Source organism: Streptomyces sp. NRRL S-118 (assembly GCF_000716335.1).
Taxonomy (GTDB): Bacteria; Actinomycetota; Actinomycetes; order Streptomycetales; family Streptomycetaceae; genus Streptomyces.
Genome location: NZ_KL591002.1, coordinates 88,155 through 103,844, shown reverse-complemented (window position 1 = coordinate 103,844; position 15,690 = coordinate 88,155). Strand labels below are relative to the sequence as shown.

At 71.6% G+C, this 15,690-nt stretch carries 10 protein-coding genes; 3 read left to right on the top strand and 7 right to left on the bottom strand.

From position 1 onward, the window contains the following. Nucleotides 1–160: 160 nt before the first annotated feature. The 6 genes from IH00_RS0103915 to IH00_RS0103890 all read right to left on the bottom strand — a co-directional run bounded on the left by IH00_RS0103915 (nt 161) and on the right by IH00_RS0103890 (nt 8,312). Nucleotides 161–1,864 carry a carbohydrate-binding module family 20 domain-containing protein gene (locus IH00_RS0103915; RefSeq protein ID WP_031069560.1) on the bottom strand — a complete coding sequence of 568 codons (1,704 nt, stop codon included), beginning with the start codon at nt 1,862–1,864 and terminating at the stop codon, nt 161–163. A 412-nt stretch (nt 1,865–2,276) separates the two neighbouring features. Further along, a complete protein-coding gene (locus tag IH00_RS0103910) occupies nt 2,277–3,374 on the bottom strand; it encodes a LacI family DNA-binding transcriptional regulator (RefSeq protein WP_031069558.1) in 1,098 nt (365 codons plus the stop codon). Beyond that, nucleotides 3,359–5,020, bottom strand: a complete 1,662-nt coding sequence (locus tag IH00_RS0103905) for a glycoside hydrolase family 13 protein (protein WP_031069555.1) — start codon at nt 5,018–5,020, stop codon at nt 3,359–3,361. The genes IH00_RS0103910 and IH00_RS0103905 overlap by 16 nt, the downstream gene beginning before the upstream one ends. Nucleotides 5,021–5,130: 110 nt before the next feature. Then, on the bottom strand, nt 5,131–5,994 hold the full coding sequence (locus IH00_RS0103900; RefSeq protein WP_031069553.1) for a sugar ABC transporter permease: 864 nt from the start codon (nt 5,992–5,994) through the stop codon (nt 5,131–5,133). Beyond that, nucleotides 5,991–7,016: a carbohydrate ABC transporter permease gene (locus tag IH00_RS0103895; RefSeq protein WP_031069552.1), complete on the bottom strand. Its 1,026-nt coding sequence runs from the start codon at nt 7,014–7,016 to the stop codon at nt 5,991–5,993. The genes IH00_RS0103900 and IH00_RS0103895 overlap by 4 nt, the downstream gene beginning before the upstream one ends. A 24-nt stretch (nt 7,017–7,040) precedes the next feature. Next, nucleotides 7,041–8,312, bottom strand: coding sequence for an extracellular solute-binding protein (locus IH00_RS0103890; protein ID WP_031069550.1), 1,272 nt, complete (start codon nt 8,310–8,312; stop codon nt 7,041–7,043). Between the two features lie 346 nt (nt 8,313–8,658). Here IH00_RS0103890 and IH00_RS0103885 point away from each other — a divergent pair, with 346 nt between their 5' ends. Genes IH00_RS0103885 through IH00_RS0103875 form a run of 3 tightly spaced genes read left to right on the top strand, consistent with a single transcriptional unit; the run spans nt 8,659 to nt 12,361 of the window. Continuing rightward, entirely contained in the window at nt 8,659–10,371 is a 1,713-nt protein-coding gene (locus IH00_RS0103885; protein WP_078887545.1) for a glycoside hydrolase family 13 protein, read from the top strand. A 25-nt stretch (nt 10,372–10,396) separates the two neighbouring features. After that, nucleotides 10,397–11,467: a LacI family DNA-binding transcriptional regulator gene (locus tag IH00_RS0103880; protein WP_031069546.1), complete on the top strand. Its 1,071-nt coding sequence runs from the start codon at nt 10,397–10,399 to the stop codon at nt 11,465–11,467. Between the two features lie 36 nt (nt 11,468–11,503). After that, the gene (locus IH00_RS0103875) at nt 11,504–12,361 is read left to right on the top strand and encodes a phosphatase PAP2 family protein (RefSeq protein WP_031069543.1); all 858 of its coding nucleotides are present in this window, start codon (nt 11,504–11,506) and stop codon (nt 12,359–12,361) included. Here the strand turns inward: IH00_RS0103875 and IH00_RS0103870 are convergent. Beyond that, nucleotides 12,349–15,324, bottom strand: coding sequence for a bifunctional [glutamine synthetase] adenylyltransferase/[glutamine synthetase]-adenylyl-L-tyrosine phosphorylase (locus IH00_RS0103870; protein WP_031069541.1), 2,976 nt, complete (start codon nt 15,322–15,324; stop codon nt 12,349–12,351). The genes IH00_RS0103875 and IH00_RS0103870 overlap by 13 nt on opposite strands. Between the last annotated feature and the right edge of the window lie 366 nt (nt 15,325–15,690).

Here is a 15,690-nt window from a genome sequence, read left to right as displayed (position 1 = left end):
AGGGGTCCGGGGCGCCGCCCCGGACCCGGCGACGCGGCGGCTTCGCGCCGCAACCGAGGGGGACAAGGTGTCGCCGGAGGCGAGGGGTCCCTCCCGGCCCGCCGGAGCCGGGAGGGAGGGCGGGCGGGTGCCGCCCCCGCGGGGCGGCACCCTCACCGGGTCACGTGCGGAACGTGTCGCTCAAGGTGACCTTTCCGCCGGACGGGACCGTGGCGGTGCGGTTGGCGCCGCTCTCCCAGGTGATGTTCCCGGCGGCGTCCTTGCGGAGGTACTTGTACGCGAAGGACGTCCCCGTGGGGAGGGTGACGTCGAGCTTCCAGACGGGGTACGCGGCCGGGTCGAGCTTCAGGGCGGACGCGGGGTTCCAGTTGCCGAGGGCGGGCTGGTCGCCGGTGACGTAGATGTTCTCGCCGGGCACGGTGGTGGCGTTGACCGCGAAGGACGCGCCGGTGGCCGTGGGGGGCGGGGTCGTGGTTCCGGCCCCGCAGGTGCGCGCCCCGGCGTGGAGCGCGACGGCGGTGCCCGCGCCGAGCGTCGCCGTGAACCGGCCGTCGCCGCCGACGGTGATGGTCCGGTTGCCCTGGACGTCGCAGTAGTCGCCGGCGGGCAGCGAGGTCTGGAACGTGCGGGTGAGGGCGGACGTCTCGTGGTTGATGGCGACGTACGCCTTGTCGCCGCGGCCGAACGCGATCTGGTCGCCGCCGTTGTCCCACCAGTTCGTGACGCCCTGACCGCGGGCCACGTTCCGGAAGGCGACCATCGAGGCGATCTCGCGCCAGGCGTGCTGGCACTTCCAGCCGTCGCTGTAGCAGGCGTTCACCTGTCCGCCGTTGGGCGGGCCGGCGTCCTTGTCGGTCCACTCGTAGCCGGAGTGGACGTCCGGGGAACCGTAGGGCCAGGCCAGCATGAACACGCTGGCGAGCGTGTAGGCGGAGCCGTTCTTGTAGGTGAGCGTGTCGCCCTGGCGCTCGGTGTCGTGGTTGTCGACGAAGACGCCGGACCTGCCGGACTCCATGTGGCCCCAGGCCTCGCCGAAGTTCTTCAGGTACGCGAGGTTCTCACCGAGGAACACCCGCTTGAGGTCTCGGGCGTAGCGGAACTCCTGGACGTCGCCGTTGCCGAGGTACTCGCTGGGCGAGACCGCCTCGCCGGCGCCGTGTATCGCCTCCTGCTTCCAGTAGACGGACGGATCGGTGAGCTTGGCCTTGATGGCGGCCAGGTCGTTCGCCGGCATGTGCTTGGCGGCGTCGATGCGGAAGCCGTCGACGCCGAGCGACAGCAGGTCGTTCATGTAGCCCGCGATCTTGTTGCGGACGTACTCCTCGCCCGTGTCGAGGTCGGCGAGGCCGACCAGCTCGCAGTGCTGGACGTTGACCCGGTCCTGGTAGTTGCTGATCTGCGCGGTGCAGTCGTCCATGTCGGGCGACGAGTACAGGCCCGGGTAGCCGTACTTGGTGTACGCCGAACCGCCGGTGCCGGTTCCGGAGCCGGCCGCCATGTGGTTGATGACGGTGTCGGCGACGACCTTGACGCCCGCGCCGTGGCAGGCGTTCACCATGGACTGGAAGGCGGCGCGGTCGCCGAGGCGGCCGGCGATCCGGTAACTGACGGGCTGGTACGAGGTCCACCACTGCGCGCCCTGGATGTGCTCCTGCGGGGGCGAGACCTGGACGTAGCCGTAACCGGCCGGGCCGAGGGTGTCCGTGCACGCCTTCGCCACGGAGGCGAAGTTCCACTCGAACATCACGGCGGTGACGTCCTTGGTGCCGGGCGGCGCGGCCTGCGCGGGGGTGGGGGGTGCCGTGACGGCCACTGCGGCTCCCGCCACGAGGGCGAGCGCGGCGGCCACGGGCTTGCTGGCCATGTTTCCTCCTGGGGAAGGGAGGTGCGGATGCGTCGGTGCAGCCTCGTACGGCAACGCGCCATGCCCGTAAGGCCGTGGGGGTGAAGGCACTTGCTGCAAAAAAGCAGCAAGAGTTTTCGGTCGAGACCGTACGAGCCCGTCGGCGTACGGTCAACCCTTTGGACACAGTCCGGTTACACCCCGGAAATCCGCCGGTTTCCGCGCTGCAAAACCTTTCGCAAGCAGTTGCAGCGGTGCTACTTTCAACCAGCGCTCCGGTCCGGTCGGCCGAGGGTCCCCACCACCCCGGGGCTCCACGCGCCCGGCCGATCGGGCCGGTCCCACGCCGGCTGTTCCGCGGCCGGTGACATACCGGGAGGCCCGGGGCCGAAGAAGACCCCGCCGCCCCGAACAGGGCAGGTCCCGGGCCTCCTCACCGCGGCTGCGGCCCCGGCTGCGCCGTGGAACCGCGTACCACCAGCTCCGGCTGGAACACGAACTCGGTGCGCTGCACCGGGTTCCCGTCTATCTCCTCCAGCAGCGCGTCGACCGCCGCGGTCGCCATCGCCTGCACCGGCTGGCGCACGGTGGTGAGCGGCGGGTCCGTGAACGCGATGAGCGGCGAGTCGTCGAACCCGACCACCGACACGTCCCGCGGCACGTCGAGACCGCGCCCCCGCACCGCCCGTATGGCGCCGAGCGCCATCAGGTCGCTGCCGCACACGATCCCCGTGCAGCCCTGGTCGAGCAGCACACCGGCCGCCGCGTGCCCGCCCTCGACCCCGAACAGCGTGGATTGCACGCACAGTTCCGCATCCACCCGGTCGACACCCAGCAGCTGGTTCAGCGCCGAGACGAACCCCTCGGCCTTGCGCCGCGACGGGACGTACCGGGTGGGTCCGATGGCCAGGCCGATGCGCTCGTGGCCCAGCTCCACCAGGTGCCGCACGGCCATGCGCGCGGCCGAGCGGTCGTCGGGCGAGACGAAGTGCGCGTCGATGTGCTCGTTGAACCCGTTGATGAGGACGAACGGCACACCGCGTGCGGCGAGCCTGACGTACCGCGCCGGGTCGGCGGCGGCGTCGGCGTGCAGCCCGGACAGGAACACGATGCCGGTGACGCCCCGCTCCTCCAGCTGCTCGACCAGCTCGTCCTCGGTGGCACCGCCCGGCATCTGCGTGCACAGCACGGGCGTGTAACCGTGCCCGGCCAGGACCTGCTCGATGACCTGGGCGAACGCCGGGAAGATGGGGTTGGTGAGCTCGGGGATGACCAGGCCGATGAGTCCGGCGCTGCGCCGCTTGAGCCGTACGGGCCGCTCGTAGCCGAGCACGTCGAGGGCGGCGAGCACCCGCGTCCGGGTGCCGCCCGCGACGCCCGCCTTGCCGTTGAGGACCCGGCTGACGGTGGCCTCGCTGACACCGGCCTGGGCCGCGATGTCGGCGAGCCGCGGGGCGCCCCCTCCTCCGTCGCCCCGCGGCTCGGCCGGTCCGTCGCCGCGTGGCGCGAGGACCGTCACACCGCCCACCAGACGGTGGTGTCGGCGGGCAGCTCGGCCGTGCCGTCCACACTGGTGCGCACCCGCGCGCTGGCGAGCAGCATCCGCCCCGGCACGTCGATCCGTATCGCCCGGCCGGTGGTGTTGGCGGTGCAGACAAAGCCCTCGCGGCGGAAGGCCAGCACGCCCTCGGGGGCCTCCAGCCACTCCACGCCGTCGCCCGCGCCGAGGCCCGGCTGCTCGCGGCGCACCAGCAGCGCGCTGCGGTACAGCTCCAGCGTCGAGGACGGGTCGCCGGCCTGCGCCTCGACGCTCAGGGCGCCCCACGCCGCGGGCTGCGGCAGCCAGCTCCCGCCGCTGCCGAAGCCGTACGAGGAGCCCTCCCGGGTCCACGGGATGGGCACCCGGCAGCCGTCACGGAAACCGTCCTGGCCGCTCGCCCGGAAGAACGACGGGTCCTGGCGGACCTCGTCGGGCAGGTCGGTGACGTCCGGCAGGCCGAGCTCCTCGCCCTGGTACAGGTAGGCGGAGCCGGGCAGCGCCAGCATCAGCAGGGTGGCCGCGCGGGCCCGGCGCAGCCCGAGCTCCCGGTCGCCGGGGGTGCGCAGCTGGGTGCCGAGGCCGGCCGGGTTGGCGAACCGGGTGGCGTGCCGCGTCACGTCGTGGTTGGACAGCACCCACGTGGTCGGGGCGCCGACGGGCTGCATGGCGGCGAGCGAGGCGTCGATGACGCCGCGCAGCTCGGCGGCGTCCCAGTGGGTGCTCAGGTACTGGAAGTTGAACGCCTGGTGCATCTCGTCGGGGCGCACGTAGTGCGCGGTGCGCTCGACGGTCGGGGTCCACGCCTCGGCGACGAGCACGCGCTCGCCGTCGTACTCCTGGAGGACCTTGCGCCAGCTGCGGTAGATCTCGTGGACGCCGTCCTGGTCGAAGAACGGCATGACATCGTTTCCGAGCAGCTTGAGCTGGTCGTGCGCGCCGATGTCGGGCAGCCCCTCGGCCTTGACGAGCCCGTGGGCGACGTCGACGCGGAAGCCGTCGACGCCCATGTCGAGCCAGAAGCGCAGGATGGAGCGGAACTCGTCGCGGACGGCGGGGTGTTCCCAGTTGAAGTCGGGCTGCTCGGGGGCGAACAGGTGCAGGTACCACTCGCCGTCCGCGACGCGGGTCCACGCCGGTCCGCCGAAGATGGACTCCCAGTCGTTGGGGGGCTCGGCACCGTCCGCGCCGCGGCCCTCGCGGAAGTGGTAGCGCTCGCGCAGCGGCGACCCGGGGCCCTCGCGCAGGGCGCGCTGGAACCACTCGTGCTGGTCGGAGGAGTGGTTGGGGACCAGGTCCACGATGATGCGCAGTCCCAGCTCGTGGGCCTCGCGGATCAGCGCGTCGGCGTCGAGCAGGTTGCCGAACATGGGGTCGATGGCCCGGTAGTCGGCGACGTCGTACCCGGCGTCGGCCTGGGGCGAGGCGTAGAACGGGCTGAGCCAGACGGCGTCGACGCCCAGATCCTTGAGGTAGGGCAGCCGACTGCGGATGCCTTCCAGGTCGCCCATGCCGTCGCCGTTTCCGTCGGCGAAGCTGCGCGGATAGACCTGGTAGATCACCGCGTCTCTCCACCAGCCCGTGTGCGTGCCGGTGGTGCCGGTGGTCGGGGCGGCGGGGGCAGCGAGGTGCTGGGTCATGTCTTCCCTGGGATCGAAAAAGGAGTGGGGGCGGCGACCGGCCCGGTGACGGGCCGGACCGGTCGCCGCTGACCGGGACGGAGCGGTACGGCGCGGATCGCGTAACGGGGTCACGACTTGGTGGCGCCCGCGGTGAGTCCGGAGACCAGGTGCCGCTGGACGAGGGCGAAGACGATCGTCGCGGGCGCGGCGATGAGCACGGCCGCGGCGGTCAGCGAGCCCCAGTCGGCGGTGTACTGGTTGACGAAGGTCTGCAGGCCGCCCGCGAGGGTGAGGTTCTCCTCACCGGTCATGAAGGCGGAGGCGTAGGCGACCTCGGCCCAGCCGGTGATGAAGGTGTAGAACGCGGTGACGGCGAGGCCCGGCTTGGCGAGCGGCATGATCAGCCGCCAGAAGGTGCCGAAGGGCGTCAGGCCGTCGACCCGGCCCGCCTCGTCGATCTCGGCGGGGATGCCGTCGAAGTACCCCTTCATCATCCAGGCGCAGAAGGGCACGGCGACGGTGAGGTAGGTGATGACGAGGCCGATGGGCTGGTTGAGCATGCCGAGCGAGGCCAGCAGGTTGTACAGCGGCACGATGAGCACGGCGACCGGGAACATCTGGGTGATCAGCAGCAGCCACATCAGGGGGCGGAGCCCCGGGAAGCGGAAGCGGCTGACGGCGTAGCCGGTGGTGGCGGAGATGAACACGCCGATGACGGTGGTCAGCCCGACGACGATCAGGGAGTTGCCCACCCACGACAGGAACTCGGTGTCGGAGATGACGTGGCTGTAGTTGGCCAAGGTGAAGTTCTTGACGAGCGAGGTGTCGAACGCGTCGTTCGTCGGCTTGAACGAGGTGATCACCAGCCACAGCGGGGGAAAGACGGCGACGACCGCGGCGATCAGCAGCGTCAGGTGCAGGCCGGCGGAGGCGAGCGGCGAGCGCTCACCGCGGAGCCGGACCTTGCGCGGGGTGGGGGTCGTGTCGGTCACCACATGTCTCCCTGCTTCTTGAGCGCGCGGCGGTAGACCACCGCGAAGAGCGACAGGAGCAGCAGGATGACCACGCCCCAGGCCGCGGATGCCGCGTAGTCGCGCGGGCTGACGACGAACGAGAGCCGGTAGGCGTACGTCACGAGGATCTCGGTGGCGTCGCCCGGCCCGCCGCGGGTGAGCAGGTAGATCACCGGGAACATGTTGAAGGTCCAGATGCAGCTCAGCAGCGTCACCGTGGCGGAGACGGGCCGCAGGCCCGGCAGGGTGATGTGGCGGAAGCGCTGCCAGGGGCTCGCGCCGTCCATCTCGGCGGCCTCGTACAGCTCGCCGGGGATGGACTGCAGACCGCCCAGCATGGAGAGGATCATGAACGGCACGCCCAGCCAGACGTTGACCGCGATCACCGCCACCTTGGCCCAGGTGGGGTCGTTCAGCCAGGAGACGCCGTCGATGCCGCCGCCCGCCAGCAGCTGGTTGAACAGGCCGTTGCGCTCGTTGTAGAGCAGCTTCCAGGTGAAGACCGAGACGAACGGCGGGACGGCCCAGGGCAGGACCAGGGCCATCCGGTAGAAGGTGCGTCCCCGCAGGTTCCGGTTGAGCATGACGGCGAGCGCGAGGCCGAGCGCCACCGACAGGGCGACACAGGTGACCGTCCACACGAGGGTCCAGCCGAGGCGGTTCCAGAACACCTCGTCGGTGAGGACCGCCGTGTAGTTGTCGAGACCGACGAACTCGTACGTCGCGGGGATGTGGTTCACGCCGATGGTGCGCTCGACGTTGGCCTCGTTGGCGTTCGTCAGCGACAGGTAGAAGCCGCGCACCAGCGGGTAGCCGATGATCACGCCGATCACGATCACCACCGGGGCGACCATGCTCCACGCGTACCAGTGGGTGGACAGCGCCCTGCGGAGCTTGCCCGGGGGCTCGGCGCCCGGGTGGTTGTCAGTGCGGCGGCCGCGGCCGCGGGCGCTGTGGGCGCCCGCGGCCTTCGCCACCGACTGGCTGGTCTCGACAGCCATGGGTCGGTCAGCCCTTCTCACTGCTTACTTGTAGTCCTTCAGGAGCTTGCGGTACGCGTCACCGGTCTCCGCGGCGGCCTTCTCCGGCGTCGTCTTGCCGGTGAGGACGTTGGCCATGTGGAGGCGGATCGGCTCGAAGAGCGAGTTGCCCTGCGGGATCCAGGGACGCTCGACGGCCTTGTCGACCGCGGGCTTGAAGAACTTCACCATCTCGTTGTCGGCCACGGTCGGCTGCGTGTAGACCGACAGGCGGGTCGGCAGCAGGCTCAGCTTCTCGGTGGTCTGCTGCTGCACCTTGGCGGAGCCCATGTACTTGGCGAACTCGTACGAGGCGTTGAGGTTCTTGGAACCGGCGTAGACCGAGAGGTTCCAGCCACCCTGGGGGGAGCCCTGGTCGGTGCTGCCGGCCGGGACGGGCGCGATGCCGAGGTTGGCCGGGTCCTTGAACTGCGCACCGGCGCGGGCGTCGGCGATGGCCCACGGGCCGTTGAGCATCATCGCGACCTTGCCGGACTTGAACGCGTTCTGCATGTTGTTCCAGCCGTCGGAGGCGTCGGTGATCGCCGCCTTCGAGTCGACCAGGTCCTTGATGGTCTTGTACGCCTTGACGCCGGACGGGTCGTCGATGGTGATCGTCTTCGACTTGGCGTCGACCATGTCGCCGCCCTCGCCGTAGAGGAAGGACAGGAACCAGTACGGGTCGTCGCCGCGCAGGTAGAGGCCGGTCTTGCCGGGCGACTTCTCGCTGATCTTCTTCGAGGCGGCCTTGAGCTCGTCGATGTTCTTGGGGACCTCGACGCCGGCGTCCTTGAGCATCTTCTTGTTGTAGAAGAGCGCCATGGTGTCGATAACCTGCGGCACCGCGTAGGTCTTGCCCTCGTACTTGGTGCTCGCGGCGGCCTGCGGCAGCCAGTCGACCTGGTTCTCGATGGCGGGCGTGCCGTCGAGCGGGGCGAGGTAGCCCAGGCTGGCGAAGTCGGCGACCCAGGCGACCTCGGTGCGCATGACGTCGGGGGCGCCCGAGTTGCCGCCGGCGGCGTTCTTGAACTTGGCGTTGGCCTCGCCGAAGGGGACGCTGACGTACTTGACCTTGACCTTGGGGTGCAGCTTGGTGAAGCCCTCGGCCAGCGCCTTGTAGGTCGGCTTCTCGGCTTCGTTCGAGGTGTCCCAGAAGGTGACGGTGCCGGAGAGCTCGCCCGAGCTGTTCGTGCCGTTGCCTCCGTCGTCACCACCGCAAGCCGCGATCGTCAGGCCCAGGGCCGCGACCAGCGCGGTGGCCGCTATGCCACGCCGCATGTGAACTCCTTCAACTGTTCCCGGAAAGATGAAGGCGTCACTCGCCTCCTGCAGACCGCTCCCTCGCGGCGCGCCGGGCTGGGCAGGAACGTAACAGGGATGAAAACGCGCCGAAAGACCTTGCGGCAAATTTCTGCAAGGGCGCCTGATCGTTACATCCACGTGTCCCTACGGTTGCCGTCACATCGCTTGACACGCCGGTTCCGGGGGGTTGCGGACCCCCTGGCGCCTCTGCAAGCCTTTTCGCAATGCGTTGCAGAGTCCTTGCAGGACCGTTTCATGGCCACCCCCCACCTCGTTGGTTGTACGAAACCCCGTCCCGGCGCACCCGAGAGGGAAACCGCACATGGTCCATGAGCTCACCTCGCCCGCCCCGGCCCCGGACGATCTGCGCCCTGCAAGCCCTTCCAAGCACGGCTGGTGGCGGGATGCCGTCATCTACCAGGTGTATGTGCGTTCCTTCGCCGACAGCGACGGCGACGGCATCGGCGACCTGCGGGGCGCCCGGGAGCGGCTGCCGCACCTGGTGGCGCTCGGCGCCGACGCGGTGTGGCTCACGCCGTTCTACGCCTCCCCGCAGGCGGACGGTGGCTACGACGTCTCCGACTACCGCGCGGTCGACCCCCTCTTCGGCGACCTGGCGGACGCCGACGACCTGGTCCGCACCGCCCACGAGCTGGGCCTGAGGGTCATCGTCGACATCGTCCCGAACCACACCTCCGACCAGCACCCCTGGTTCCGGGAGGCCCTCGCCGGCCGGGGCCGCCGGCGCTACCACTTCCGCCCCGGCACGGGCCCGGACGGGTCCCTCCCGCCCAACGACTGGGAGTCCGTCTTCGGCGGCCCGGCGTGGACCCGGGTGGCCGACGGCAGCTGGTACCTGCACCTCTTCGCGCCCGAGCAGCCCGACCTGAACTGGGACGACGAGGAGGTGCGGGCCGAGTTCGAGTCGGTGCTGCGCTTCTGGCTGGACCTCGGCGTCGACGGGTTCCGCATCGATGTCGCGCACGGCATGGTCAAGGCCCCCGGCCTGCCCGACATCGGGCACCGCGAGCAGGTGCGGCTCATCGGCTCGCAGCAGCTCCCGTTCTTCGACCAGGACGGCGTCCACGAGATCCACCGGACCTGGCGCCGGCTGCTCGACACCTACGGCGGCGAGCGCATCGGCGTCGCCGAGGCGTGGGCGCCGTCGGCGGAGCGGCTCGCCCTGTACGTACGGCCCGACGAGCTGCACCAGGCGTTCAACTTCCAGTTCCTGAACTGCCCGTGGGAAGCGGACGCGCTGCGGCGGGTCGTCGACGACTCGCTGCGGGCGACCACGTCCGTGGGCGCGACGACCACGTGGGTGCTGTCCAACCACGACGTCGTACGGCACACCACGCGGTACGGCGCCGGTGCGGCCGGGCTGCGCCGGGCCCGCGCGGCCACCCTGATGATGCTGGCGCTGCCCGGCTCCGCGTACGTCTACCAAGGCGAGGAGCTCGGGCTGCCGGAGGTGACGGAGCTGCCGGACGAGGCCCGGCAGGACCCGGCGTTCCTCCGCGGCGAGGGCCAGGACGGACTGCGCGACGGCTGCCGGGTCCCGATCCCGTGGACCTCCCAGGGCCCCTCGTACGGCTTCGGCCCCGCCGGCAGCTGGCTGCCGCAGCCGCCCGAGTGGCGCGAGCTGTCCGTCGAGGCCCAGACCGGCGACCCGGCCTCCACACTGGAGCTCTACCGCGGCGCGCTCGCCCTGCGCCGCGCCCACCCGGCGCTCGGCGCGGGCGACGGCGTCGAGTGGCTGCCGGCGCCCCCGGGCGTCCTGGCCTTCCGACGCCGCGCCGAGGGGGCCTCGCTCATCTGCACGGTGAACCTGAACCCGGACCCGGTACGGCTGCCCGCCCCCGGCCGCCCGCTGCTGTCCAGCGCTCCGCCGGCCGGCTCCCCCGGCGGCGACGCGGCCCCCCTCGCCGGGAAAGTACCCCCTCCCGCCCGGGAGTTGGCCGACGACGACCCCGACGGAGCCGAGGGGAGGACGGTACTCCTGGCCCCTGATTCCTGCGTCTGGTGGGCAAGCTGACGTGAGGCCGGTACAGTCGCATCCTATGACCGCGCGGCTAGCCGACATCGCAGCCCAGGCGGGGGTCAGCGAAGCCACAGTCAGCCGCGTGCTCAACGGCAAGCCGGGTGTGGCCGCGGCCACCCGCCAGTCCGTGCTGGCCGCCCTCGACGTGCTCGGCTACGAGCGGCCCGTGCGGCTGCGGCAGCGCAGCGCCGGGCTCGTCGGGCTGATAACACCCGAGCTGGACAACCCGATCTTCCCGGCCCTCGCCCAGGTCATCGGCCAGGCCCTGACCCGCCAGGGCTACACCCCGGTCCTGGCCACCCAGACCCCTGGCGGCTCCACCGAGGACGAGCTCACCGAGATGCTCGTGGAGCGCGGTGTCTCCGGCATCATCTTCGTCTCCGGCCTGCACGCCGACACCACCGCCGACATGACGCGCTACGACCAGCTGCGCGGCAAGGGCGTCCCGTACGTCCTCCTCAACGGCTTCTCGCCGAAGGTGCAGGCCCCCTTCGTCTCCCCGGACGACCGGGCCGCGATGCAGCTCGCCGTCACGCACCTCGCCTCGCTCGGGCACACCCGGATCGGCCTGGCGGTCGGCCCGAAGCGGTTCGTGCCCGTCGTCCGCAAGATCGAGGGCTTCAAGCGCGGCATGAGCGACCGCCTCGGCCTCGGCCCCGAGGAGTCCGAGGAGCTGATCCAGCACTCGCTCTACACCCTGGAGGGCGGCCAGGCCGCCGCCACCGCGCTCATCGAGCGCGGCTGCACCGCCATCGTCTGCGCCAGCGACATGATGGCTCTCGGTGCCATCCGCGCGGCCCGCCAGGAGGGGCTGCACGTGCCCCGCGACATCTCCGTCGTCGGTTTCGACGACTCCCCCCTCATAGCGTTCACGGACCCGCCCCTGACCACCATCCGCCAGCCCGTGCAGGCGATGGGGCAGGCCGCGGTCCGGGCCCTGCTGGAGGAGATCGGCGGCACCCCCGCCCCGCACAGCGAGTTCGTCTTCATGCCCGAGCTGGTGGTGCGCGGGTCGACGGCCTCGGGACCTCAGGGTCAGCGGTCATCCGAAAGACGGATCGATGGCGATGAGGACCCGACTGACGGATGATCGACCCAGTGGACATATCTGGCAGACTCTCGGCCCATGGGTGACACAACAGTGAGAACAATGGAAGGCCCCACGGCGGCCCCGCCGTCACCCATCGAGGAGCAGCGCCCGCGCCCCGCGCCCGCGCCCCCCACCACCTGGGAGCGGCTGCGCGCGCCGCGGCGTCCCCGCATCTGGTTCGAGATCCTGCTGCTCGCGGTGAGTTACTGGACGTACTCGCTCATCCGCAACGCCGTCCCGGAGCAGAAGGCGGAGGCACTGCGCAACGCCGACTGGATCTGGCGCGCCGAACAGGCCCTGGGCATAGCGGTCGAGAAGACGGTCAACCACGCCATCGACTCGGTGACCTGGCTGATCGTGGGCATGAACTACTACTACGCCACCCTGCACTTCATCGTCACGATCGGTGTGCTGGTGTGGCTGTACCGGTGGCATCCGGGGCGGTACGCCGCCGTCCGCCTGGTGCTGTTCTCGACCACCGGGATCGCCCTGCTCGGCTACTACCTGTATCCGCTGGCCCCGCCGCGCCTGATGACCAGCGAGAACTTCATCGACACGGTGCTGGTGCACCACACCTGGGGCTCGATGGCCTCCGGTGACCTGAAGCACATGTCGAACCAGTACGCCGCGATGCCGTCGATGCACATCGGCTGGTCCCTCTGGTGCGGCCTGACCATCTACGCGCTCGCGAAGGCGCCCTGGGCGAAGATCCTGGGCTTCCTGTACCCGACGCTCACCCTGGTCGTCATCGTCGCCACCGCCAACCACTTCTGGCTCGACGCGGTGGGCGGCATGATCTGCCTCGCCTTCGGCTACACCCTGGCGACCGTCTGGTACCGCAGCGTCCCCCACCGGCTGCCGCGCCAGGTGGGGACCCTGCCTCACGCTCCGTAGAACAGCTCGTCCACCACGGCCCGCGCGCGGCGCGTCGTACGGCGGTAGTCATCGACCATCTCGCCGACGTGCCCCGGGCCGTACCCGAGGTAGCGGCCCACCGCGGCCAGCTCCCGGCCGTCGGACGGGAAGGTGTCGCCGGCCCGTCCCCGGACGAGCATCACGCCGTTGCGCACCCGGGTGGCGAGCACCCACGCCTCGTCCAGTGTCCGCGCGTCCCGCCCGTCGATCAGCCCCGCCTCGAGCGCGGCGGCCAGCGCCCGCCGGGTGCGGGTGGTGCGCAGGCCCGGCACCTCGTGCCCGTGCCGCATCTGGAGCAGCTGCACCGTCCACTCCACGTCCGACAGGCCGCCCCGCCCCAGCTTGGTGTGCAGGGTGGGATCGGCGCCCCGCGGCATCCGCTCGGTCTCCATCCGCGCCTTGAGCCGGCGGATCTCCCGTACGGCCGCCTCGTCCAGCCCCTTCGCCGGGTAGCGCAGCGGGTCGACCAGCTCGATGAAGCGCCGGCCCAGGTCCGGGTCCCCTGCCATGGGCTCGGCGCGCAGCAGCGCCTGGCTCTCCCAGCCGAGCGACCACCGGCGGTAGTAGGCCTCGTACGACTTCAGGGTCCGCACCAGCGGGCCGCTCTTGCCCTCGGGCCGCAGGTCGGCGTCGATGACCAGCGGCGGGTCGGCGGTCGGCAGCTGGAGCAGCCGCCGCATCTCCGCGACCACCGTGTTCGCGGCCCGCGCCGCCTCCTGCTCGTCCACGCCCTCGCGGGGCTCGTGCACGAACAGCACGTCCGCGTCGGAGCCGTACCCGAGCTCGTGCCCGCCGAAGCGGCCCATGCCGATGACGGCGAACCGGGTCGGCAGCTCCTCGCCCCACTGCTCGCGCACGGCGGCGCGCAGGGCGCCGGAGATGGTGGCGGCGTTCAGATCGGTCACCGCGTTGCCGACGCGGTCGACCAAGGCCCCGGTGTCCACCTCGGCGGGCCGGTCCTCCGTGCCGTACGAGGCGACGATGTCGGTGGCGGCGGTACGGAACAGCTCCCGGCGCCGGACGCCACGGGCCACGGCGACGGCCTGCTCGGCGTTCTCCGCGCGCCCCACGGCCGCGAGGATCTCCGGCTCCAGGTGATCGCGGCCGCGTGGCTTCAGCCCCTCCGGGGCGCCCAGGATGGCCACCGCCTCGGGGGCCCGCAGCAACAGGTCGGGGGCCAGCCGCCCCGCCGACAGCACCCGCGCGAGGTTCTCCGCCGCGGCGCCCTCGTCCCGCAGCAACCGCAGGTACCACGGCGTCTTGCCCAGGGCGTCGGACACCTTGCGGAAACCCAGGAGTCCCGCGTCCGGGTCCGCCGAGTCCGCGAACCATCCCAGCAGCACCGGCAGCAGCGTCCGCTGGATCGCCGCCTTCCGGGTCACCCCCGAGGACAGCGCCTCCAGGTGCCGGAGCGCGGACACGGGATCGGCGTACCCCAGCGCCTCCAGCCGCTGCCCGGCGGCCTTGGCGCTCAGCCGCGTCTCGCCGGGCGCGAGCTGCGCCACCGCGTCCAGCAGCGGCCGGTAGAACAGCTTCTCGTGCAGCCGCCGCACCACCGCCGCGTGCCGCTTCCACTCCCGGTTGAGCGCGGCCACCGGATCGGTCCGCAGCCCCATCGACCGCCCGAGCCGCCGCAGGTCGTCCTCGCTCTCCGGCACCAGGTGCGTGCGCCGCAGCCGGAACAGCTGGATCCGGTGCTCCATGGCCCGCAGGAAGCGGTACGCCTCGTCCATCTGGGACGCGTCCACCCGCCCCACGTAGCCCCCGGCCGCCAGTGCCCTCAGCGCCTCCAGCGTCGACCCGCTGTGCAGGGTGGCGTCACTGCGGCCGTGCACCAGCTGGAGCAGCTGCACGGCGAACTCCACGTCCCGCAGACCGCCGGGCCCCAGTTTCAGCTCCCGGTCCACCTGCGCGACGGGGATGTTGTCGACCACCCGGCGGCGCATCCTCTGCACGTCGGTGACGAAGTTGTCGCGCTCCGCGGCCTGCCAGACGAGCGGTGAGACCGCGTCGATGTACGCGGCGCCCAGCTCGGCGTCCCCCGCGACGGCACGCGCCTTCAGCAGGGCCTGGAACTCCCACGTCTTGGCCCAGCGCTGGTAGTAGGCCAGGTGGCTGGAGAGCGTCCGCACGAGCGGCCCGTTGCGGCCCTCCGGCCGCAGATTGGCGTCGACGGGCCAGATGGCGCCCTCGACGGTCGTCTCGGAGCAGATGCGCATCAGATGCGACGCCAGCCGCGTCGCCGCCTGCAGCGCCTTCGCCTCGTCGCCGCCGTCGCGCGGCTCCCCCACGAAGATGACGTCCACGTCCGACACGTAGTTGAGCTCGTTGCCCCCGCACTTGCCCATGGCGATCACCGCGAGCCGGCACACGGCCGCATCGCCGGGCGCCGCGGCACAGGCCAGGGCCAGCGCCTTGCGCAGGGTCGCCGTGGCGAGGTCGGCGAGCTCGGCGGCCGTCTCCGCCACGTCGATGGTCCCGCACACGTCACGCGCCGCGATGGCCAGCAGGCACCGCCGGTACGCGACGCGCAGCGACACCGGATCCGCGGCCTTCGCGAGCTCGCGCTCGAAGTCGGCGACCCCCGGATGCAGGTCCGTCGCCTCGTACGTCACCAGGGCCCGCCAGTCCTCCGGGTGGCGCGCCAGATGGTCACCGAGCGCCTCGGACGCCCCGAGCACCCCGAGCAGCCGGTCCCGCAGCGGCTTGGCGCCGATCAGCGTCCCCAGCAGCTGCCCGTCGCGCTGCGCCTCGGCCAGCCGCACCAGCCCGCGCAACGCCAGATCCGGGTCGGCCGTGGCCCCCAGCGCGTCCAGCAGCACCGGATCCTCGCGCACCGCCGACAGCGCCGGCAGCTCCAGCAGCCGCTCCGCGGCGGAGGGATCGGTGAACCCGTGCCGCAACAGCCGCGTGAACGTACTGCTCCTGCGCCCCGGCGTCATGGTGCTCCCCCTCTTTTTGGGGCTCGGTTCGCCTCCGGGGCGCCTGCTGCGGGCGTCGACGGTCGATCGTGCTCGGTCCGCTCGTACCTCGCGGACCTCCGCGCGTTCTCCCTTTCGACGCCCGCGCGCCCCTTCGGCTCACTCGCCTTCGGGTTTCCTGGCGCCGAGCCTATCGGCCCACGTGAACGGGGGCATGACCGCCCGCCACGACTTCCGTACCGGCCCGCGCCCCCCACCACCGGACGACACCCGCCCCCGGGGACAGAACACGCCGAACGACACCCGACCCACGGCGGGCCCCGGAGAGCCGCCCCCTCCCGAACCAGCCCAGGCCCCCACCACCGGACGACACCCGCCCCCGGGGAC

Excerpts from the sequence above, each read along its gene's own strand:
- IH00_RS0103885 (WP_078887545.1), top strand. The coding sequence starts at position 8,659 with ATGGTCCATGAGCTCACCTCGCCCGCCCCGGCCCCGGACGATCTGCGC.
- IH00_RS0103875 (WP_031069543.1), top strand. The coding sequence starts at position 11,504 with ATGGGTGACACAACAGTGAGAACAATGGAAGGCCCCACGGCGGCCCCG.
- IH00_RS0103915 (WP_031069560.1), bottom strand. The coding sequence starts at position 1,864 with ATGGCCAGCAAGCCCGTGGCCGCCGCGCTCGCCCTCGTGGCGGGAGCC.
- IH00_RS0103870 (WP_031069541.1), bottom strand. The coding sequence starts at position 15,324 with ATGACGCCGGGGCGCAGGAGCAGTACGTTCACGCGGCTGTTGCGGCAC.
- IH00_RS0103905 (WP_031069555.1), bottom strand. The coding sequence starts at position 5,020 with ATGACCCAGCACCTCGCTGCCCCCGCCGCCCCGACCACCGGCACCACC.
- IH00_RS0103895 (WP_031069552.1), bottom strand. The coding sequence starts at position 7,016 with ATGGCTGTCGAGACCAGCCAGTCGGTGGCGAAGGCCGCGGGCGCCCAC.
- IH00_RS0103880 (WP_031069546.1), top strand. The coding sequence starts at position 10,397 with ATGACCGCGCGGCTAGCCGACATCGCAGCCCAGGCGGGGGTCAGCGAA.
- IH00_RS0103890 (WP_031069550.1), bottom strand. The coding sequence starts at position 8,312 with ATGCGGCGTGGCATAGCGGCCACCGCGCTGGTCGCGGCCCTGGGCCTG.